Raw genomic sequence first — 19,537 nt, forward strand, 5'->3', positions numbered from 1 at the left:
CACATCGTGGGTGGTGGAGGTGCGCGAGCGCGCGCCTAGACTCGGCCATGTCGACGAAGACCGCCACGGGAGGCACCCATGCCTGACGCGCCCGCACTGCCCAGTTACGCCTCCGGGATCTCCGAAGTTCCCCTGCTCGGCGACACCATCGGGGACAATTTCGACCGTACGGTGGCCACGTTCGGTGACCGTGATGCGCTCGTCGACCACGCTGCCGGGACCCGGTGGACCTACCGCGAGCTCGCCGCCGAGGTCGACACCGTCGCGCACGGGCTCATCGCTTCCGGCATCGGCAAGGGCGACCGCGTCGGCATCTGGTCGCCCAACCGGGCCGAGTGGACGTTCCTGCAGTACGCGACGGCCAAAATCGGCGCGATCCTGGTCAACATCAACCCGGCTTATCGCTCACACGAGCTGCAGTACGTGCTCAACCAGGCCGGCATCCGCATGCTCGTGGCCGCGGACAAGTTCAAGACGTCCGACTACGCCGCCATGATCGATGAGGTCCGGCCGAACACTCCCGGCGTCGAGTTCGTCGTGCTGCTCGGCACCGATTCCTGGACGGACCTGATGGAGTCCGGCCGCGGCGGCGACCCGGCGTTGCTCGCCAAGCTGCAGGCCGGTTTGTCCGCCGACGACCCGATCAACATCCAGTACACGTCCGGTACCACCGGATTCCCCAAGGGCGCCACGCTCAGTCACCACAACATCCTCAACAACGGCTACTTCGTCGGCGAGCTGTGCAACTACTCGGAGGCGGACCGGGTCTGCATTCCGGTGCCCTTCTACCACTGTTTCGGCATGGTGATGGGCAACCTCGCGTGCACCAGTCACGGATCGTGCATGGTGATCCCGGCCCCGGCGTTCGACCCGAAAGCGACGCTCGACGCGGTCTCGGCGGAACGCTGCACGTCGCTCTACGGCGTCCCGACCATGTTCATCGCCGAGCTCAACGACCCGGACTTCGAGACGTACGACCTGACCAGCCTGCGCACCGGGATCATGGCCGGTTCGCCGTGCCCGGTCGAGGTGATGAAGCAGGTCATCGACCGGATGGGGATGACGGAGGTGTCCATCTGCTACGGCATGACCGAGACGTCGCCGGTGTCCACGCAGACCCGCGCCGACGATTCGGTGGAACGTCGAGTGTCCACTGTGGGCAGGGTCGGGCCGCATCTGGAGTCCAAAGTGGTCGATCCGGAAACCGGGTTGACCGTCCCGCGCGGCACTCCTGGCGAACTGTGCACCCGCGGGTATTCGGTGATGCTCGGTTATTGGGAGGAACCGGAAAAGACCACCGAGGCCATCGATTCCGCGCGCTGGATGCACACCGGCGACCTCGCGGTGATGGACGACGACGGTTATCTCAACATCACCGGCCGGATCAAGGACATGGTGATCCGCGGCGGCGAGAACGTTTACCCGCGCGAGATCGAGGAATTCCTCTACACGCACCCGGATGTCCTTGACGCACAGGTGATCGGCGTGCCGGACGTCAAGTACGGCGAAGAACTGATGGCCTGGATCCGGATGCGCGAGGGCGCCGAGCCGCTCACGGCGGAAACGGTTCGCGAGTTCTGCCAAGGGAAACTGGCGCATTACAAGATTCCGCGGTACATCCACGTCGTCGAGGAATTCCCGATGACGGTCACCGGAAAGGTGCGGAAGGTCGAAATGCGTCAGCAATCCGTGACCTTGCTGGGGCTGGAAAAGGCGGCCTCCGAGAAACACGCCTGACCACCGCGGCGGCCGTCCACTTCGGACGGCCGCTGCCGGGTCAGGACGTCGCTGCCGCAGCAGCTTCGGCGATTGCCTTCTCGTCTTCCTCGCCGAACGTGTCTTCCAGTTGCTCCGGCGAGTAGTCCACGTCGATCTGCTCGACCGGGGTGCCGCGCGCCGATTCGATGGCACCCAGCCGGCGCTGGGCGCGGTCTGCCGCGTACTGCAGCAATTCCTGCGGGTCGTTGTCGAAGGGGACTTCCTCGAATTGGTCCTGTACCCACTGGATCATGCCAAGGGCGTGCGGCAGCAGTTCGCCCATCCGTTGTTGTACCGCGTCCCAAAGGGAATCATCCGCGGCGACGTGGCGGCGGCAGGTGAAAGTACCCCACGCCATGTGACGGCGTTCGTCGTCGCCGATGTGGCGTACCAGATCCTGCATTCCCGGCAGGATTTGATTTTTGGTGCAGATCAGCTGCCAGGAATAGTAGCCGGTGAGGGCAAGGCTGCCCTCGATCACGTGGTTGTACGTCACGCTCGCGCGGATTTGGTTGAGTGGGCTGGGGTCGTCTTCCAGTGCACGCAGCGACTGGGGCAGCTCCTCGTAGAAAAGCTTGCGGTAGTGCGGGTTTTCCGCGACGTAGGAGTGCAGATCGGCGTGCAGCCCGACGGCGTCCATCCAGCGCCGGAAGACCTCGACGTGTTTGGCTTCCTCGAAACAGAATTGCGTCAGGTACATTTCGTCGCCGAAGCGGCCGGTGGCCGACATCGCGCGCATGAACGGCTGGATGTCCTCGGTGACCGCTTCTTCACCGGCGATGAACTGCGCTACGAGATAAGTGGTGGAGCGCTGTTGTTCCGACGTCAGGCTTTCCCAGCCTTCGCGTTCCCGGCTGAAATCCAGGTCGGCCGGATTCCAGAACTTGTTGTTGCCCTTGACGAACAGGCGCAACGGGAACGAATCCCAGTTGAGCCCGCCTTTGCGCAGAGACGAGAATCCGCTGCGCAGCTCGGGAAGCGTCTCGGTCATGGCCGGCCCTTTCGGTTCACTGTGTGGTTGGCAGCGTGTCGACTGTGTCCACTGTGTCCACTGTGGATGAATTGTGCGACGGCGGGCGTGAGGACGGCGAGGATCGCGTCGGCGGCTTCGGGTGCGGAATGCGTGGGCAGCACCAGGTGGCTGAGCGAGAGCCGGACCACCGTTTCCGCAAGCAGGGCAGCGGATTCCGGGGTGAGCCGCGGCTCGAGCGCGAGGTACTGCTGCGCGGCGAGGTCGGCGGCCGCGGTGAGGATCGGCTCGCCCCGCGACGTCAGCAGGGGAAGCAGGTCCTCGCCGGCTTCGGTGCCGAGCGCCGCCGCGATCAGCCGGTTCTCGCGGGCGTGCTCGATCGTGTAGACGACCGCGCCGTGGATGCCCGTGAGCAGGCTTTCGGCGTCTTCGAAGCGGCAGCGGATGCCGTCGAGGAACACCGCCGCCGTACGCAGTGCGACGGCCTGCGTGAGCGCCGCCTTGCTGCCGAACTCGTTGTAAACGGTTTGCCTGCTGACCCCGGCGCGCGCGGCGACGTCAGCCATTCGCAGGCCCTGGCGGCCGCGGTCAGGGAGCAGGTCCGCGGCCGCGTCGAGCAGCGTCTCGCGGAGCGTTGCCTTGGTTCGCTCGGTGAAGCTGGTCACAGTGCCAGCTTGACACAGGATCAATCTGTGTCAAGAACCTTTACCTGACGGGTTCTGCTGTACAGCGGTGCCGGGAATTGTCGGTGGGGACGGTTACCGTGTGGGACGTGGGCATCACTGTGGGATTCGACCTCGACATGACACTGATCGACCCGCGGCCGGGCATGGTCGCGGCAATGAACGCACTGGGAAAGGAGTCCGGACTGGCGTTCGACGGAGAGGCGTTCGCGGCGAACCTGGGGCCGCCGCTCGACCAGGCGTTACGTGGGTTCGAGGCGCCGGAGGAGCGGATCCCGGGTCTGATCGGACGGTTCCGGGAGCTGTACCCGGAACTGGTCGTGCCGAGCACGGTCGCGCTGCCGGGCGCGGCGGAGGCATTGCGCGCGGTCCGCGCGGCAGGCGGGCGAACGCTGGTGGTCACGGGAAAGTACGCACCGAACGCGCAACTGCACGTCGACGCACTGGGCCTGGAGGTCGACGACCTGGTTGGCGAACTGTGGTCCACACAAAAGGCGGAAGCCCTGCTGGCCCACGACGCGCGCGCGTATGTGGGCGACCACCTTGGCGACGTCGAGGGCGCCCGCGCGGCAGGCGCGCTGTCGGTGGGCGTGGCCACGGGACCTTGTTCACGGGAGGAGCTGAGCACCGCAGGGGCGGACGTGGTGTTCGACTCCCTGGCGGAGTTCCCGGAGTGGTTCGCGACGACCTTCGTGGGGACGGCGGTGTGACTGGGGCGGGTGGTTGAGAGCTGACCATTTCGGGACGGCTGGGGCGGGCCTGGCCGGGTCAGCATCGGCTGGTGTCGGGCGGCCTTCGCCGGAGTCAGCTTGGCTGGTGTCGGGCGGGTCTGGCTGGGGTGGGTTCTGCGGGTGTCGGGCGGGCCTGGCCTGGGCCAGTTCGCCTGGTGCGGGCCTGGCCGGAGTCAGCTCGGCCGATGCTGGGCGGGCCTGGCTGGGGTCAGTCCGGCCGATGCTGGGCGGGCCTGGCTGGGGCCGGTTCGCCTGGTGCGGGCCTGGCTGGGGTCGGTTCGGCGGGTGTCGGGCCTGGCCGGGGTTGGGCTGGCCAGTTCGGCGCGGCCGGAGGCTGGGTCGAGTGCGTTGGGCCAAACCAACCCGGCAGGGCGGGCCAGCACTGGGCTGAAGTTGGGCTCGGCTGGTGTCGACCGGGCCGGTCTGGGTGAGCTGGGGCCAGGTCGACCGGAGCAGGGTGTGCCGGGCCTGAGCTGGCGGGCTGGGCCAGCCCGGGCCGAGCCGGAACTACTTCCGCAGGCCGATCCGGTGCAGTCCCGTCCGGGGTGGCGTCCACCTACCCGAGGTGGCCCACCCTTTCCGGGTGGCGTCCACCTATTCGCGGTGGCGCCCACCTTTCCGGGTGGCGTTCACCCATCCGGAAAGGCGTCCACCCATCCAGAAAGGCGTCCACCCATCCAGAACGGCTTCCACCCGGCACAAAGCGCAGGTCAGCCGTGTTTCCCGGCTCGGGCTTCCTGGATCAGGGCGATCAGGCCGAGCAGCAGGCCCAGCGGCGTGATCACTCCGGCGGCCGCGCTGAGCCACACCGGCAGGTTCTCCAGGCCGGCGGCGAACATCACGAACACCGCCGCCACCGCGAGCATGCCGATGGCGAACAGGCCGATGCCGATCCGCATGAGGATCGGTTTGCCGGTCTGCTTCGCTGCGTTTTCCATGGCGCCGAGCGTAACGGCAGTATCCGCTTCTCCCCAGCGGCTGTGGCGAGATACGCTTGACGGACGCGCGCCTCGGGTTCGCCCGGGGCGCGTTCGTCGTGACCTGCACAGCAGAAGGACTGGTGAGGGAAGTGCCGACCGGCAAGGTCAAGTGGTACGACGCGGAGAAGGGGTTCGGCTTCGTCACTCAGGACGGCGGCGCCGACGTCTACATCCGCAAGGCCGCGCTGCCGCAGGGCGTCGAGGGGCTCAAAGCCGGGCAGCGCCTCGAATTCGGCGTCGCCGACGGGCGGCGCGGGCCGCAGGCGCTCTCCGTCCGGCTGCTGGACCCGCCGCCGTCGGTTGCCGAAGCGCGCCGTCGGCCGGCGGAGGAGCTGCACGGCCTCATCGAGGACATGATCAAGCTGCTGGAGCTCAAGGTCCAGCCGGACCTGCGCCGCAATCGCTACCCGGATCGCAAGCACACCAAGCAGATCGCGGAGATCATGCGGGCGGTCGCCCGTGACCTCGACCCGTGATCCGGGGGGCAAAACGGGGAGAACGCCGACGAGCCGCGTAACCGAGTGACCCCAGACAGACCTGTCAAGCAGGCTGTACCTGCAACGACCACAGTGCGGTCGTGACGGGTTCTGCGTCGTTCGGGTCGCCGGTGCGGCTGATCACCGACGCCTGGGCGATTTCGACGACCACGATCTGGTCGTCCTTCGCGGGCGGGGTCGCCGTGAACGCGTAGCGGTCGCCGGAGGTGATGATCTCCTCCTTGAGCGGCTGGGGTTCTCCCTTGCCGTTCACGTACTGCACGGTGACCTTCCACGGTGTTTCCGCGATCGCCTTCGGCACCGAGATCTGCACCGACCGTCCCGGGCGCATCTTGAGCTTGCCTGCCGCGCGCGGGTCGGCCGAGCAGATGCCCGTCTTGATGTCGCAGTTCGTGATGGGGGAGACGCTGATCGTGTGCCCGTCGCCGTAGAACGTCACCTCCGCCGGGCCCGGCGCGGAGCAGCCGGCCACGGCGAAACCACCGGCCGCGAGCACGGCCACCACCCGGGAACGTCGCATGGCCCGAGGTTACCGGCGGCCCCGGTCCGCACCCTGGGCGGGGAAGCTGCCGGTCGGCTCCGGGCGGAGCGGGCGGTCGCCGCCGAGGCCAGGGACGAGCGAACCGCCGCGGCGGACCAGGTACGTCTGCGCCAGCCCGATCGCCAGCAGCACCGTGACCACCAGGAACCCGATCCAGTACGTCGGCGGCAGCAGCAGTCCGACCGCACCGCCGAAGCACCACGACATCTGCAGCACCGTCTCCGAACGCCCGAACGCCGACGCCCGCGACCGTTCCGGCAGATCCTCCTGGATCACCGCGTCGAGGCTGATCTTCGCCAACGCACTCGCTGTCGCACCGACCAGGCCGACGATCGCGGCGGTCGCGAGGCCCGGCAGCAACGTCGCGACCAGCGTCGTGACGACACAGGCCGCCACGCACGCCACGACCACCTGGTCCGGCGACCCGAAATGCAGCCGTGAACCGAGTGCGTTCCCGACGAACCCGCCTGCCCCGGCCGCCGCGCCGATCACGCCGAGCAGCAGCAACTGAGTGAACGGACTGTGGCCGGATCCTTCGGTCTGCGCCTTCACCGCGAAGGCCGCGAACATCATCAGGAAACCGGTGAGCACCCGTACGGAACCGTTGCCCCACAAGGCAACCACGATGTGCCGTCCCATCGGCTGCCGACGCCGCTTCTGTTTCGCCTCCGGGTGGGCGGACAGGGACGTCGGAACTTCGCCCTCGGTCACCTCGACCCACGACGGAATCCGCATCGACTGCACTGCCGCCGCAACGCAGATCGCAGCGGTGAACCACAACGCACCCGCCGACCCGGTCAGGCTGTTCACGCCGCTCGCGAGCGCACCGAACACCCCGGCCGAGACGAGGCCGAACACGGTGATCCGCGCGTTCGTCTTCGACAGCGTGATCTCCGGCGGCACCACCCGCGGGGTGACGGCTGCCTTCAGCACCGTGAACGACTTCGACAGCACCATCATGCCGAGCGCCGCCGGGTACAGCAGCCAGTCGTCGAAGTGCAACGCCATCACCACGGCCATCAGGCCCTGGCCGACCGACGCCACGCACATCGCGAGCCGCCGGCCACGCTGGATCCGGTCCAGCGCCGGGCCGATCACCGGCGCGACGAGCGCGAACGGCGCGATCGTGATCAGCAGGTACAGCGCGACTTTGCCCTTGCTCTCCCCGCTCGTGGCGGCGAAGAACAGGGTGTTGGCCAGTGCGATCGCCATCGCGGCGTCGCTGGCGTAGTTGAGCATCACCGCGTACATCAGCGAGGTGAGACCGGACTTGTCCGCGCCGTCGGCCTTCGTGGCGCGCTGGAATGCGCCGATCGCCTGCCCGCTCAGCTGACGGCTGCGCAACGCGGCGACCCGCGTGACCGTGAGTTTCTTCGGCAGCTTCGGGATCGACCCGGCGCCGGGCACGGCGGTGGTGTGCAGCGCCTCGTCCTGCTCGCCGTCGACCCGCGGCTCACCCGCGTAGCCGCCGGTGTCGTAGTGCTCGTAACCCGCGCTGCCGGAACGGTCGTCGTATGGCCGCGGATGCACCGGCTCGGTGCGGTGCTCGCGCGGCGGGTACGGACGGGCGCCCCGCGGAGGCGGCGGACGGTGCCCCATCGGGACGGCTCCGGTCGGCGCTTCGTCGGCGTTCGCCTGGTACGGGGGCGCGTTGTCGTAGAAGGGGCTTCGCGGCTGGGGGTGTCCGCGGGGCGGCTCCGGCGGGATGTTCTCCGGCCGCGCCCGGGGTGGTTCTGGAGCGCGCCGTGGCTCGGCGGAGTGTTCGGGCCGGGCCCGAGGCGGCTCGGGTGGGATGCGTTCGGGACGCGCGCGGGGCGGCTCCGGCGGGACGTTCTCAGGACGCGCACGGGGAGGTTCGGCCGCGTACTCCGGCGGCACCTGGCGGGTGTGCTGGTCGACGGCGTGGTCCATCCGGGTCGCGTCGCGCCATGGCCGGGCCTGCGCGGCACTCGGCTCGGGAGTCCAGCGGCGCTTCTTCCGCCCACGGCCTTTGCCCGACTGCCCGCCGAGGGGGTTGTCGGAGTCGGACCGCGAACCGAAGAGTGCCACGGTTCAATCCTGCCTCATGCGGGTCACGTCCCGCCCGCTCACGTGCCGGTTCTCTGATTTTCGGGGACGAACTTCACGCGGAACGACGACGGCCACAGCTTTCCGGTCAGCAGGAACTCGTCCGTACCGGGGATCGCGGCGATGCCGTTGAGCACGTCTTCGCCGGGGCGGACCGGGGTGCGGAGGCGGCTCGCGTCGATGCGGGCGGTGACGTTTCCGGTGTTCGCGTCGATGCGCAGGATGGTGCCGGTCTGCCACACGTTCGCGTACACCGTGTCACCGACGCACTCCAGCTCATTCAGCTGATCCACGCCGACGTCGACGGAACCTGTCTCCGCAAACGTTTGCGAGTTACGGAAAGTGAGCTTGGATGACCCATTGCTCATCACGAGCCGTCCGCTGGGTTGGTGGCACAAACCCCAGCCCTCGCCGTCGTAGCGGACTCGGCGCAGCTCGTGCAGCGTGGTGGAGTCGCGTTCGATGGCGACGCCGTCGCGCCAGGTCAGCTGCCACAACTTGGGCCCGAGCACGGTGATGCCTTCGGCGAAGAGCGGCGCCGGGACCGCCACTCGCCGCTCCGGCGGACCTGCGGTGATCGCCGACTGTCCTTCGAGGCCGCGGCTCTCGTACAGCGTCGTGCCGGAGTATTCGAGCCCTTCGGTGAAGGCGGATGCATCGTGCGGTAGCTCCTCGATCACCTGGACGGTGAGCTGTTCGGACCCGGGTGGTGTCGCTGCCGGGGTACCTGCTGGTGTTGCTGCGCAGCCGCCGAGCAGGGCGGCGGTCAGCAGCGGCCAGATGATCAGGGTTCGCACGAGGAACAGCCTGGCACGGGCGGCGCGGATGCGTGCGGCACAATTGGGGACATGACGCTGCTGTTGACCCTGGACGACGGCTCTCTCCACCGGAAGCTCGCGGACGCCGTGGACGCCGCGCGGGAGGCCGTGCTGGCGGATGCGCCGGCCGAACAGGTCGGCGAGCACGTCGGCGTGGAGCGCGAGGACGCCGTGTCGGCGAGTCACCTGTTCGAGGCCGCGGTACCCGGATATCGCGGGTGGCGCTGGTCGGTCACGGTCGCGGTGGCGGGTCCGGACGAACCGGTCACGGTGAGTGAGCTGGCGCTGCAGCCAGGCCCGGAAGCGCTGGTGGCGCCGGTGTGGGTGCCGTGGGAGAAGCGGGTCCGGGCAGGTGATCTCGGTGTCGGAGACCTCTTCCCGGCGGACAAGGACGACCCGCGGCTCACGCCCGCGTACCTCCAATCGGATGACCCGGCAGTCGAGGAAGTCGCGCACGAGGCAGGTCTGGGCCGGGCGCAGGTGCTGTCGCGCTACGGCCGCACCGACGCAGCGACCCGCTGGCACGGCGGCGAGTTCGGCCCACGCTCGGACATGGCCCGAAGCGCCCCGGCAACCTGCGGGACCTGCGGTTTCTTCATCCCGCTCGCCGGCTCACTGCGCGGCGCGTTCGGCGCGTGCACGAACGACATCGCCCCGGCAGACGGCCACGTCGTCAACGTCGAGTACGGCTGCGGGGCGCATTCGGAGGTCCGCGTCGAGGTGACGTCGTCGGTCCCGGTGGCGGAACTGGTGTACGACGATTCGCTGATCGACTTCGTGCCGTTGGCCGGTGGGGTTTCTCGGGCTCCGGTGGCTGGAGTGGCTCCGGTGGCTCCTGTGGCGGGGGTGGCGGATCTGGGTTTGGTGGAAGACGCGGCCGAGGCGGCGGCGGAGGAAACGGCGACCGCGACGGCGGTGGAGGCGGAAGCCGCCGCGGAAGTCGCGGTGGGGGAAACGACGGCTGAGCTTGGCGAGGCTGGCGGGCTCGGTGGGGTTGCCGGGGTTGCCGGGCACGGTGGGGTTGCCGGGGTTGGCGAGCGCGGTGGGGTTACCGGGGTTGCCGGGGTTGCCGGGGTTGCCGAGCACGGTGGGGTTACCGGGGTTGCTGCTTCCGCGGCGGGCGGGGTGACCGATCCTGCTGATGCTCCGGAGCCGCCCGGGGATGTCGAGGCTGCTGCGGCGCCGGTTGCTGAGGATGCACTGGTGGGTGACCGCCCGCTGGGTGGCGAGATCGGCAGCGTGACGCCGGTTGCTGCTGTGGCAATGGGTGCTGACGTGGCAACGGGTGCTGACGTGGCAATGGGTGCTGACGTGGCGGGGGCTGCTGATGCGGCACCGGTGGGTGATGGTCCGCGCAATGGTGACGGTGAGCCAGTCGGCAGTGATGCGACGCAGGTGGCCGATGCGACGGCGGGTGCTGACGTGGCATCGGTGGGTGACCTCGCGGAGCCGACTGATGTGTTTGAAGCGCCGGAGGTGACTGATGCGGCGGTGGGCGCTGACGTGGCGGAAGCGCCGGAGGTGGCTGGTGCGGCGCGAGTGGATGACGTGACGCCCGTTGCTGTCGAGGCGGACGTGGCTGAGGCGGCGGACGCTGCTGACGTGGCTGATGTCGTGGATGCTGCGGAAGCGGCGCCCGCGGGTGACGTGGCGGAGCAGGTCGACGCGGAGAGTGGTGCTGGAGTTGCGGCTTCCGGAGCGGGGCCGGTCGACCAGGCTGCCGCTGGTGGAGAGGGCGCTTCGCAGTCGCTGGATGAGTCGGCTGAGGTGCGGACCGGGGTCGAATCGGGTGGGGTGCAGGCTGGCGTGCAGCTGGATGAGGGGCAAACAGCCGCGCAAGCCCAGCCGCAAGCTCAGCCCCAACCCGACCTTGACCCACAGACTGCCCCGCAATCCGACCTGCAAGCGGCTGCGCAACCCGAGCCGCAAGCCCAACCGCAGGCAGCTCCGCGAACCCAACCGCAATCCGATCCGCAAACCCACGCGCAGGCAGCTCCGCGAAACGACTCGCCAACCCAGGCGCAGGAGGATTCTCCTGTCGAAAGCACCGACCCGGCTGGGGATGCTCAGCCTGGGTGGGGCGGCGGGAGTGGCGTCGTTCGGTGAGTGACGTTTCTGCGGTTCCCGATCCGTTCGGGACGGCGCGGTTGCGGGCGTCCGTGCTTGCTTCCTGGCTTGATTCTCCTACCCGGTTCATCGAGGACACCAACTCCGAGGGCGATTTGCGCGTCGGCGCGTATCGGGATCGGGTGTTTGTCGAGTTGGCGCAGAATGCGGCTGATGCGGCGCAGCTGGCACAGCAGCCGGGGCGGGTCCGGGTGTCTATTGTGGACGGTGAGTTGCGGTTTGCGAACACCGGCGCACCCCTGGACGCGCGCGGGGTCGAATCGCTTGCTTCGTTGCGGGCGTCCGGGAAAGAGGGGACCGTCGGGCGGTTTGGGGTCGGGTTTGCGGCTGTGCTGACCATCACCGACGAGCCGCGGATCGTCTCCACGACCGGGAGTGTCGCGTTTTCGGCGCAGCGTACGAGGGAGGAATCCGGGCGAAGCGGGGACGTTCCCGTGTTGCGGCTTCCGTTTCCGGTCACAGAACAGCCGCCTGCTGGGTTCGATACTGAGGTTCGGTTGCCGCTCAAGGAATCCGGGGTGGGGGTGCTCGAGCGGCTGGCTGACGAGGTCGGGGACCTCTTGCTGGCGTTGCCATGGCTGGCCGAGGTCGAGGTGGACGGTCGCAAGTGGACTCGCAGTGGTGAACAGATCGTCAAGATCAGTGGCCCGCAAAAAGAACAGCGATGGATTACGTACGGGTCCTGGGCGGTGCCGGTCGACGCGGACGGGGTGCCTGAGCCGTTGGAGAGTGACGTTCTCCATGCGCCGACACCCACTGACGAAGCGCTTTCCCTTCCGGCGCGGCTGATTGCGGCGGTGCCGTTGGAGCCGTCGCGGCGGAGGGTGCTGCCCGGGGCCGATCTGACCAAAGCGCTGGAGAAGGCGGCGGGTGAGTACGTCGGACTGGTGCGGGCGCTGGCGCCGGAGTATCGGTTCGAACTCGTTCCGCTGGCGGGGTTTCCCAAGTCTACTGTGGACTCCGAGCTTAAGGAAATGATTTACCAAGCTCTCGCCGAGGAAACTTGGCTGTCCACAGTGGATGGCGGGGAGACCAGCGGGAGGCAAGCGCGGGTACTCGAGATCGACGGGCTGGCGGAACTGCTCGTCGACGTCTTCCCCGGGCTGGTTCAGGCGACACCCGCAGCGGCACGACAGCTGAAGCCGGTTTCGGTGCAGGTGCTCACCATGGCGGACATCCTCGAAACCCTCACCGGTGTCGAGCGGGAACCCCAGTGGTGGCAACGGTTGTATGCGACCCTGGCGGTCGCGGTCGAGAGTCATGCGGTGACGACGGCGCAGCTGGAGGGGTTGCCGGTTCCGCTGTCCGACGGGCGGACGTTGCCGGGTGCGAGGGGTGCGTTGCTCGTCGACGGAAGCAGTGAGCTGAGAGAGCTGCTGTCCGATGTGGACGTTCCAGGGCTACGACTGGTGCACCCGGCGGCGGCGCACGAATTGCTGGAACGGTTGGGCGCCAAGCACGCTGACGCGCGGCAGTTGCTTGAAGCCGAACAGCTGCAGTACGCGGTGGAGCACAGCGTGACCGACGTCCAGTCCGGTTTGGACGGTATGACGCTCGCCGGGGCGGTGCTCCGCCTGGTCGCCGACTGTGGTGACCAAGCGCCGGAATGGATTGGCGCGCTAGCGCTGCCTGCGGAGGAAGGCTGGCGACGCGCGGACGAGCTCGTGCTCCCGACATCCCCTCTGCTCGACATCATCGACCCCGAAGTCTTCGAAACCGATGGCGCGCTTTCCGTGCTGGACGAGGAATTCGCCGAGGACTGGCCCACTGAGACCCTCGTCGCCGCGGGGGTGCTCGACACGTTCGCCGTGGTCCGCGACGAGGAACCGCACGAGCCTGACCACTGTCTTCCCGACGAAGACCTGTGGTGGGACTCGTTCGAGAAGCCGCCCACGACGGTCGTCGCCATTCGTGACCTGGACCTGGTAGCTGATGAATCCTGGCCTGCCGCGTTGAAACTCCTTGCGGCGCAACCGGAAACCTGGCACGCACTGTCCATTCCGGATGGTCACGCCGGATGGTGGCTCAAGCGGTACGCGCTGCTGGCGGGCGAACCGTCGGGCAGCTGGCGGCTGCCGAAGGCGAAGGACCTGGCTGGGCTGTACGACCCGGTCCCTGAAGATCTTCCCGAAGACCTGCTCCGCGCGGCCGGTGTCCGCGCTGGGCTGGACCTCGACACCGCCGACGACGTGGCCGATCTGCTCGACCGCCTCGGCGATCCGGCCCGGACCCCGACGCCCGGACTGGTCGCCCGCGCGCACGTCGCGCTGGTGGCCGCGCCGGTGGACGTCGACGACCTCGACGCGCCCGCGCGGGTCCGGGCAGCCGATGGAACCGTCGCCGCCGACGCTGTCGTCCTCGATGTCCCGTGGTTCGCCGCGGCCCTCGAACCGGCGAAAATCGTTGTGGCGCCGGAAGAACCGGAGCGGCTGGCGGAGCTGCTCGACGTTCCCTTGGCGAGCAGCCTGTCCGTGCACGTCGACAGCACCGGGGAGTATGTGGTCTGGACCGACCTGCCCGCGCTTGCCCTCGCCGCCGACCAGCTCGGCATCGCGCTGCCCGACGGTGGCGTGCTGCTGCACGATCCGCTCACCGTGACGGTGGACGGAAAGGCGTGCGAAGTGCCGTGGTGGTCCGACGATCGCCTCCACGCTGCGGACACATCGGAGGGCCTCGCGCGCGCCTTCGCCTGGGCGAGCGACCATTGGGCCGAGCGCTACCGCATCACCGCGCTGCTGGAAGACCCCGCACCGCGCACCCTGCTGAACTGACCGCTGGAAGACCCGCGCCTGCTGGAACTGACGCTGAACCGACCGGCTGGAAGACCCGCGTCGAGCGCGTGAACTGACCGTCAGAGCCGTTGCGCGGACTTCGAGCCGCGCCGGGCCGCCGTGCGTTGCCAGAAGATGATCCCGAACCCGATGAACCCCAGCGCAATACCGGCGAGCGCGGTCTGCACCCACACGCCTTCGGCGACGAAGAAGAGCACCACCAGTGCGACCGTCCACAGCGAGGTACCTACGATCACCACCGGCGTCAGGTCGGTGAGCCGTTTCGGCAGATCCGGCGTGCGCTGCAGGGAGGCCGTAACGTCCGGTTCGTCCACGGGACCGAGCCTACCCCGGCAGGCAACGAGACACGCGGGCAACAAGACACGCGGGCAATAAGACACGGGTAGCAATGAGACAGGTGGGGCAATGACGCAGCGGCGCGGGTCAACGCTGGACCGCTTCTTCCGGATCAGCGAACGCGGGTCGAACACCGGGCGGGAGATCCGCGGCGGCGTCGTGACGTTCGTGACCATGGCTTACATCGTCGTGCTCAACCCGCTCATCATCGGCAGTTTCGCCGCCGATACCCCCGCCGCGCACAAGGACGCGCTCGGCCACATCCTCCCGGTACCGCAGGTCGCGGCCGTCACCGCGCTGGTCGCGGGCGTGCTGACGATCCTCATGGGCCTCGTCGCGAACTACCCGTTCGGCATCGCCACCGGGCTCGGCATCAACAGCCTGCTGGCGGTCACCATTGCGCCCCAGATGACCTGGCCGGAAGCCATGGGACTGGTCGTGATCGAGGGCGTGATCATCGTCCTGCTCGTGCTCACCGGCTTCCGCACGGCGGTGTTCCGCGCCGTGCCTGCCGCGCTGAAGTCGGCGATCGCGGTCGGCATCGGGCTCTTCATCTGCCTGATCGGACTGGTCGACGCCGGGTTCGTGCGACGCCTGCCGGACGCCGCGCACACGACAGTGCCGGTCGGCCTCGGCATCAACGGGTCCATTGCGTCCTGGCCGACCGCGGTATTCGTCGTCGGCCTGCTGCTCACGGCGATTCTCGTGGCCAAACGCGTGAAGGGCGCCATCCTGATCGGTGTGCTGGGCTCGACCGTGCTCGCGATCGTGGTCGAGGCGATCGTGAAGGCGGGACCGTCCGGCGGCACCGATCCGAAGGGCTGGAACCTCGGTTACCCGGCGCTGCCGGACCAGGTCGTCGGCCTGCCGGACCTGTCACTGGTCGGCGACGTGTCCTTCGGCGCCTGGACGCGGCTGCCGATCATCACCGTGGTGTTGCTCGTGTTCACCCTGGTACTGGCCGATTTCTTCGACGCCATGGGCACGATGACGGGTCTGGGCAAGGAAGCCGGGCTGGTGAGCAAGGACGGGCAGCTGCCGAACGTCGGCAAGGCGCTGTTCGTCGAGGGCCTGGCGGGGGCGGCCGGCGGGTTCGGGTCGGCCAGTTCGAACACGGTGTTCGTGGAGTCCGCGTCCGGGATCGCCGAGGGCGCGCGGACCGGGCTGGCGAACGTGGTGACCGGTTTGCTGTTCCTCGCCGCGATGTTCCTGACGCCGCTGTACCAAGTGGTGCCGGTCGAGGCCGCCGCGCCTGCGCTGGTGGTGGTCGGCGCGCTGATGATGGTGCAGGTCCGCGACATCGACTTCACCGATTTCTCGATCGCGCTACCCGCCTTCCTCACGATCGTGGTCATGCCGTTCACCTACTCGATCGCGAACGGCATCGGCGCCGGTTTCGTGAGTTATGTGGTGATCCGCGCGGTCACCGGCAAAGCCCGGCAGGTAAACCCGCTCATGTGGGTGATCGCGGCGGCGTTCGTCGCGTACTTCGCCGTGGGACCCATCCAGTCGGCGCTCGGCTGACGTCACAAGCAGGGACAACCGGTCGTGAGGTATGCTAACTATATGTCCGGGGACTCGGCCGAGCGCTCTCTCGCGAGCCGGTTGCGGCTCGCGGTGGTGCGGCTCAACCGCAGGCTCCGGGCGCAGCGGGTGGGTGACGACGTGTCGCTCACGCAGATCGCGGCGATGTCCACCCTGCACAAATGCGGTCCGCTGACCCCGGGTCAGCTGGCCGCGAAGGAAGGCGTCCAGCCGCCCTCGATGACGAGGGTGATCGCCGCGCTCGAGGAGATGGGTTTCGTCGATCGCAGGCCGCATCCGACCGATGGTCGGCAGGCCATCGTCGAGCTGTCGGACGACGGGCTTGCCTACGTGCGCAAGGCCATCTCGGTGCGGGAGGCGTGGCTGGACCGGCAACTGGCCGAACTCGGCGAGGAAGAGCTCGAAGTACTCTCCCGCGCCGCCGAGATCATCGACAGGATGGCGGGGAACTAGCACAGGTGACCACCACGGGTAGCGAAACAGGATGTCCGGCCCAATCCGCTGCTACCCGGGACACGGCACCGCCGCCCGGTTCCGCCCCTGCTGCCGACACACCAAAACCACGCCGCACGATGTTCGCGTCGCTGCGGGTCCGCAACTACCGGCTGTTCTTCAGCGGCCAGGTCATCTCGAACATCGGTACCTGGATGCAGCGCATCGCCCAGGACTGGCTGGTGTTCACGCTTTCCGGCAACAACCCGGTGGCGCTCGGCATCGCCGTCGCGCTCCAGTTCACGCCAACGTTGCTGCTGTCGCTGTGGGCCGGCGTTCTTGCGGACCGCGTGGACAAGCGGCGGCTGCTGATGATCATCCAGTCGGTGAACTGCGTGCAGGCAGTAGTGCTCGGCGTGCTCGACCTGACCGGGGTCGCCCAGCTGTGGCACGTGTACTTGCTCTGCGTGATGCTCGGGATCACGTCGTCGATCGAGGTGCCGACGCGCCAGTCGTTCGTGGCCGAGATGGTGGGCCGCGACCAGATCACGAATGCGGTCGCGCTGAACTCGTCGATCTTCAACATGGCGCGCATCGTCGGCCCGGCCATCGCGGGGTTCGCGATCACCTGGGTCGGTACCGGGTGGCTGTTCATCGCGAACGCGGTGAGCACGATCGCGGTGATCAGCGGGCTCGCGCTGATGAACCCGGCGAAGCTGTTCCGCGGCCCGGCGATCCCGCGCGCGAAGGGGCAGCTCGTGGAGGGGCTGCGGTACGTCCGCGGGCGGCCGGACCTCGTGACCGTGATGGTGTTGATGTTCTTTGTCAGCACGTTCGGTATCACTTACTTCACTTCGCTCCCGATCGTGGCCGCGAACGTGTTCCACACCCAGGCGGACGGTTACGGTCTGCTGTCGACGCTCGTCGCGGTCGGCACCTTCACCGGCGCGCTGGCTTCCGCGCGGCGTGGGGCGAAGAGCCGTCCGCGGGTGCGGCTGATGCTGGTGTCCGCCGCGCTGCTCGGGGTATTCGAGTTCGCGACGGCGTTCATGCCGACGTACCTGGCGTTCGGCATCGGCCTGATCCCGCTCGGCTTCGCGACGATCACCTTCCTGAACACAGCGAACGCGCTGGTGCAGACGTCGGTGTCGCCGGAGATGCGCGGCCGCGTGATGGGGATTTACGTGCTCGTGCTGATCGGCGGGAACCCCATCGGCGGGCCGATGACCGGCTGGATGGCCGACGCGTTCGGCGGCCGATCGCCGTTCTACATCGGGGGCGCGGTCTCAGCGGTGGCGGCGGTGGTGTGCGCGGTGGTGCTGATCCGCCGGGGCGGGGTGCGGCTGCCTCGACGGTTGGGGAATGGGCTGCGGATTTTGCCTCGGGAACGGGTTTGAACTGCGGTTTTCGTGGTTGGGCGGCTGAGGTGCCGGGTTTGGGCTGACGGGGTTGGGTTGCCGGGTGGTTCACGCGTTTCTGGTGAGGGGCGCTGGCTGGCTGCCGGGCGGTTCACGCGCTTCTGGTGAGGTGCTGGCTGCCGGGGTTGCGAGGGGTGTGCTGGCCGTCGGGTGGTTCACGCGTTTCTGGTGAGGGGCGCTGGCTGCTGGATGGTTACGCGTTCTGGTGAGGGTGGGCTGCCTGGTGGGTTCACGGGTGCTGGTGAGGGTGCTGGCCGTCGGGTAGTTCACGGGTGCTGGTGAGGGGTGCTGGCTGCCTGGTGGTTCACGGGGTGCTGGTGAGGGTGGGCTGCCGGGCGAATCACGGGCGCTCGTGAGGGGGCGTGCTGGCTGCCGGGTAGATCACGCATGCCGCTGAGAGGCCAGCTGCGGAAGGGGCGCGCTGGCTGCCGGGGTGAATCCCGCGTGCTACTGAGAGGCCTCCTGCGGAGAGGCGTGCTGGGCTTGCCCGCCGGGTGTCGGGGCCCGGCGGAAGTTGTCACTCGGGTGAGTGAGACGGGAGTCTCCGCGGGATCGGGGTTGCGGGGGTTCATGAGGTTAGGCTAACCTCATACATGTCCGCTTCGTGGTGGGAGCGGCAGTCAGTTCGGGAACGGACGAAGCCCCGCAACCTGGGAACCCCGGGATGCGGGGCTTCGTTCATGGTCGGGGGTTGTCGCGGGTTGGGCAAGACAGCCCGGGAGGTGGGCCGTGAACGGTGATGGGTTGGATCAGGCCGTGACCGCCGCACCGGGCCGGGAACAAGTCCAGCTCACCAGGCAGCAGGAGTGGCCAGACGGAAAGCCCGGCGTCAGGAAGGGTTCAGTGTCGGATTCCGGGTCAGTGGGTGTGTACCCGGTACGACCGGCAGGCGAGTGAGCCGGATGCCGAAATACACCCGGTACGCCAGCCGCACAGCCGCGTCCGTCGGGAGGTCCACCTCGTGGCGTACTCCGTCCACCGTTTCGATCAGGCGGTGTCCCGACAGGGTCACCCGGCCCTGTGCGGTGGGGCGGGAGCACGTCAGGCTCTGCGTGAAGTGCGACTGCGGGGACGTCGACTGCCACCACGCCATCGGGGCGAAATCCGTCAGCAGCCGTGGTCGGCGTTCCAGGCGGTACTCCGGTTTGCCGTCGCGGAGGACGTCCACGTCGCCGTATGGGGCGTCCAGCAGGAGGTACTCGCCGTCGGGGTCGCGTTGGGGTTCTACGGCCGACAGGGCCAGTGGGTGGCGGGCGAATCTGCCGAAGCCGACGTCCACCAGCCATTCGTCGTCGTCGAGGCGGACGAGGATCGCGGCGTGGTCCAGGGGTGGGCCGGGGGTGCAGTCGGGGCCGAAGACTTGTGCGGCGTGCAGGGTCGCGTCGAAGCCCAATTCGACCAGCAGGCTTGCGAACAGTCCGTTCAGCTCGTAGCAGAATCCGCCGCGGCGGCGGCGCACGATTTTGTCGAAGAGGGCGTCCTCGGTGAGGTCGATGGGTTCACCCAGATGCACGCTGAGGTTCTCGAACGGGACGTGCCGCAGGTGCCGCTCCTGCAGCAACCGCAGCGCGGCGAGGTCGGCCGCGGCGGGGACCGGCAGGTCCAGGCGGGCGAGGTAGGCGTCGACGTCCATGTGCTCCACTCTCACACCTCCAGTGCGCTCCAGGTCAAGCGAAAAAAGCAGGGGGCCCGGCCGCTCGAGCCGGGCCCCACATGTGCACAGCTCAGCCGAGCAGCAGGCCATTGCCGCCCGCGACGGCGTTGTCGAACCGCTTGCTGATCTCCGCCCAGTTGAAAATGTTCCACAGCGCCTTGACGTAATCCGGCTTCACGTTCTTGTAA

At 68.3% G+C, this 19,537-nt stretch carries 17 protein-coding genes; 8 read left to right on the forward strand and 9 right to left on the reverse strand.

The features are described from left to right. The first annotated feature begins 78 nt into the window (after positions 1–78). Complete coding sequence (locus OO71_RS40520) at positions 79–1,737, forward strand: AMP-binding protein (RefSeq protein WP_033295364.1); 1,659 nt, start codon at positions 79–81, stop codon at positions 1,735–1,737. Positions 1,738–1,777: 40 nt separating this feature from the next. Here OO71_RS40520 and OO71_RS40525 read toward each other — a convergent pair whose 3' ends face one another. Together OO71_RS40525 and OO71_RS40530 are read right to left on the reverse strand one after the other, a co-directional pair. After that, complete coding sequence (locus OO71_RS40525) at positions 1,778–2,749, reverse strand: R2-like ligand-binding oxidase (protein ID WP_033295365.1); 972 nt, start codon at positions 2,747–2,749, stop codon at positions 1,778–1,780. Continuing rightward, the gene (locus OO71_RS40530) at positions 2,746–3,393 is read right to left on the reverse strand and encodes a TetR/AcrR family transcriptional regulator (RefSeq protein WP_051792885.1); all 648 of its coding nucleotides are present in this window, start codon (positions 3,391–3,393) and stop codon (positions 2,746–2,748) included. Before OO71_RS40530 ends, OO71_RS40525 begins: the two co-directional genes overlap by 4 nt. 107 nt (positions 3,394–3,500) lie before the next feature. Between OO71_RS40530 and OO71_RS40535 the strand changes: the two genes are divergently transcribed. Next, complete coding sequence (locus OO71_RS40535) at positions 3,501–4,121, forward strand: HAD family hydrolase (protein ID WP_033295366.1); 621 nt, start codon at positions 3,501–3,503, stop codon at positions 4,119–4,121. A gap of 731 nt (positions 4,122–4,852) precedes the next feature. On the opposite strand, the gene OO71_RS40540 is transcribed toward OO71_RS40535, so the two are convergent. Next, the gene (locus tag OO71_RS40540; RefSeq protein WP_033295367.1) at positions 4,853–5,080 is read right to left on the reverse strand and encodes a hypothetical protein; all 228 of its coding nucleotides are present in this window, start codon (positions 5,078–5,080) and stop codon (positions 4,853–4,855) included. 131 nt (positions 5,081–5,211) lie between these two features. Between OO71_RS40540 and OO71_RS40545 the strand changes: the two genes are divergently transcribed. After that, a complete protein-coding gene (locus OO71_RS40545) occupies positions 5,212–5,598 on the forward strand; it encodes a cold-shock protein (protein WP_007033367.1) in 387 nt (128 codons plus the stop codon). Between the two features lie 64 nt (positions 5,599–5,662). Here the strand turns inward: OO71_RS40545 and OO71_RS40550 are convergent, their stop codons facing one another. From OO71_RS40550 to OO71_RS40560, 3 genes are read right to left on the reverse strand one after another with little or no spacing between them, the layout of a single operon-like run. Continuing rightward, entirely contained in the window at positions 5,663–6,139 is a 477-nt protein-coding gene (locus OO71_RS40550; protein WP_033295368.1) for a DUF2771 family protein, read from the reverse strand. A 9-nt stretch (positions 6,140–6,148) separates the two neighbouring features. Next, positions 6,149–8,209: an MFS transporter gene (locus OO71_RS40555; RefSeq protein WP_033295369.1), complete on the reverse strand. Its 2,061-nt coding sequence runs from the start codon at positions 8,207–8,209 to the stop codon at positions 6,149–6,151. Between the two features lie 38 nt (positions 8,210–8,247). Beyond that, on the reverse strand, positions 8,248–9,024 hold the full coding sequence (locus tag OO71_RS40560; RefSeq protein ID WP_033295370.1) for a glutaminyl-peptide cyclotransferase: 777 nt from the start codon (positions 9,022–9,024) through the stop codon (positions 8,248–8,250). Between the two features lie 51 nt (positions 9,025–9,075). Between OO71_RS40560 and OO71_RS53510 the strand changes: the two genes are divergently transcribed. Both OO71_RS53510 and OO71_RS40570 read left to right on the forward strand, forming a co-directional pair. Continuing rightward, the gene (locus OO71_RS53510; protein WP_425388743.1) at positions 9,076–11,151 is read left to right on the forward strand and encodes a DUF3027 domain-containing protein; all 2,076 of its coding nucleotides are present in this window, start codon (positions 9,076–9,078) and stop codon (positions 11,149–11,151) included. After that, positions 11,148–13,943 carry a sacsin N-terminal ATP-binding-like domain-containing protein gene (locus OO71_RS40570; protein WP_033295388.1) on the forward strand — a complete coding sequence of 932 codons (2,796 nt, stop codon included), beginning with the start codon at positions 11,148–11,150 and terminating at the stop codon, positions 13,941–13,943. Before OO71_RS53510 ends, OO71_RS40570 begins: the two co-directional genes overlap by 4 nt. Before the next feature lie 80 nt (positions 13,944–14,023). Here OO71_RS40570 and OO71_RS40575 read toward each other — a convergent pair whose 3' ends face one another. Next, positions 14,024–14,251: a DUF2530 domain-containing protein gene (locus tag OO71_RS40575; RefSeq protein ID WP_033295389.1), complete on the reverse strand. Its 228-nt coding sequence runs from the start codon at positions 14,249–14,251 to the stop codon at positions 14,024–14,026. A gap of 118 nt (positions 14,252–14,369) precedes the next feature. Here OO71_RS40575 and OO71_RS40580 point away from each other — a divergent pair, with 118 nt between their 5' ends. The 3 genes from OO71_RS40580 (at position 14,370) to OO71_RS40590 (ending at position 17,674) form a co-directional block, all read left to right on the forward strand. Continuing rightward, the gene (locus OO71_RS40580; protein ID WP_033295371.1) at positions 14,370–15,824 is read left to right on the forward strand and encodes an NCS2 family permease; all 1,455 of its coding nucleotides are present in this window, start codon (positions 14,370–14,372) and stop codon (positions 15,822–15,824) included. Between the two features lie 42 nt (positions 15,825–15,866). Beyond that, complete coding sequence (locus OO71_RS40585) at positions 15,867–16,298, forward strand: MarR family winged helix-turn-helix transcriptional regulator (protein ID WP_033295372.1); 432 nt, start codon at positions 15,867–15,869, stop codon at positions 16,296–16,298. 119 nt (positions 16,299–16,417) lie between these two features. After that, positions 16,418–17,674, forward strand: a complete 1,257-nt coding sequence (locus tag OO71_RS40590; protein ID WP_033295373.1) for an MFS transporter — start codon at positions 16,418–16,420, stop codon at positions 17,672–17,674. Between the two features lie 850 nt (positions 17,675–18,524). Here the strand turns inward: OO71_RS40590 and OO71_RS40595 are convergent. Further along, positions 18,525–19,328, reverse strand: a complete 804-nt coding sequence (locus OO71_RS40595; RefSeq protein ID WP_033295390.1) for an arylamine N-acetyltransferase family protein — start codon at positions 19,326–19,328, stop codon at positions 18,525–18,527. A gap of 91 nt (positions 19,329–19,419) precedes the next feature. Next, on the reverse strand, positions 19,420–19,537 hold a 118-nt coding region (locus OO71_RS40600; protein ID WP_033295374.1), incomplete at its 5' end, for a Fe-Mn family superoxide dismutase.

The organism is Amycolatopsis jejuensis (assembly GCF_000717335.1).
In the GTDB taxonomy this organism is placed as follows: domain Bacteria; phylum Actinomycetota; class Actinomycetes; order Mycobacteriales; family Pseudonocardiaceae; genus Amycolatopsis; species Amycolatopsis jejuensis.

Excerpts from the sequence above, each read along its gene's own strand:
- OO71_RS40590 (WP_033295373.1), top strand. The coding sequence starts at position 16,418 with ATGTTCGCGTCGCTGCGGGTCCGCAACTACCGGCTGTTCTTCAGCGGC.
- OO71_RS40540 (WP_033295367.1), bottom strand. The coding sequence starts at position 5,080 with ATGGAAAACGCAGCGAAGCAGACCGGCAAACCGATCCTCATGCGGATC.
- OO71_RS40585 (WP_033295372.1), top strand. The coding sequence starts at position 15,867 with ATGTCCGGGGACTCGGCCGAGCGCTCTCTCGCGAGCCGGTTGCGGCTC.
- OO71_RS40550 (WP_033295368.1), bottom strand. The coding sequence starts at position 6,139 with ATGCGACGTTCCCGGGTGGTGGCCGTGCTCGCGGCCGGTGGTTTCGCC.
- OO71_RS40520 (WP_033295364.1), top strand. The coding sequence starts at position 79 with ATGCCTGACGCGCCCGCACTGCCCAGTTACGCCTCCGGGATCTCCGAA.
- OO71_RS40595 (WP_033295390.1), bottom strand. The coding sequence starts at position 19,328 with ATGGACGTCGACGCCTACCTCGCCCGCCTGGACCTGCCGGTCCCCGCC.
- OO71_RS40580 (WP_033295371.1), top strand. The coding sequence starts at position 14,370 with ATGACGCAGCGGCGCGGGTCAACGCTGGACCGCTTCTTCCGGATCAGC.
- OO71_RS53510 (WP_425388743.1), top strand. The coding sequence starts at position 9,076 with ATGACGCTGCTGTTGACCCTGGACGACGGCTCTCTCCACCGGAAGCTC.
- OO71_RS40525 (WP_033295365.1), bottom strand. The coding sequence starts at position 2,749 with ATGACCGAGACGCTTCCCGAGCTGCGCAGCGGATTCTCGTCTCTGCGC.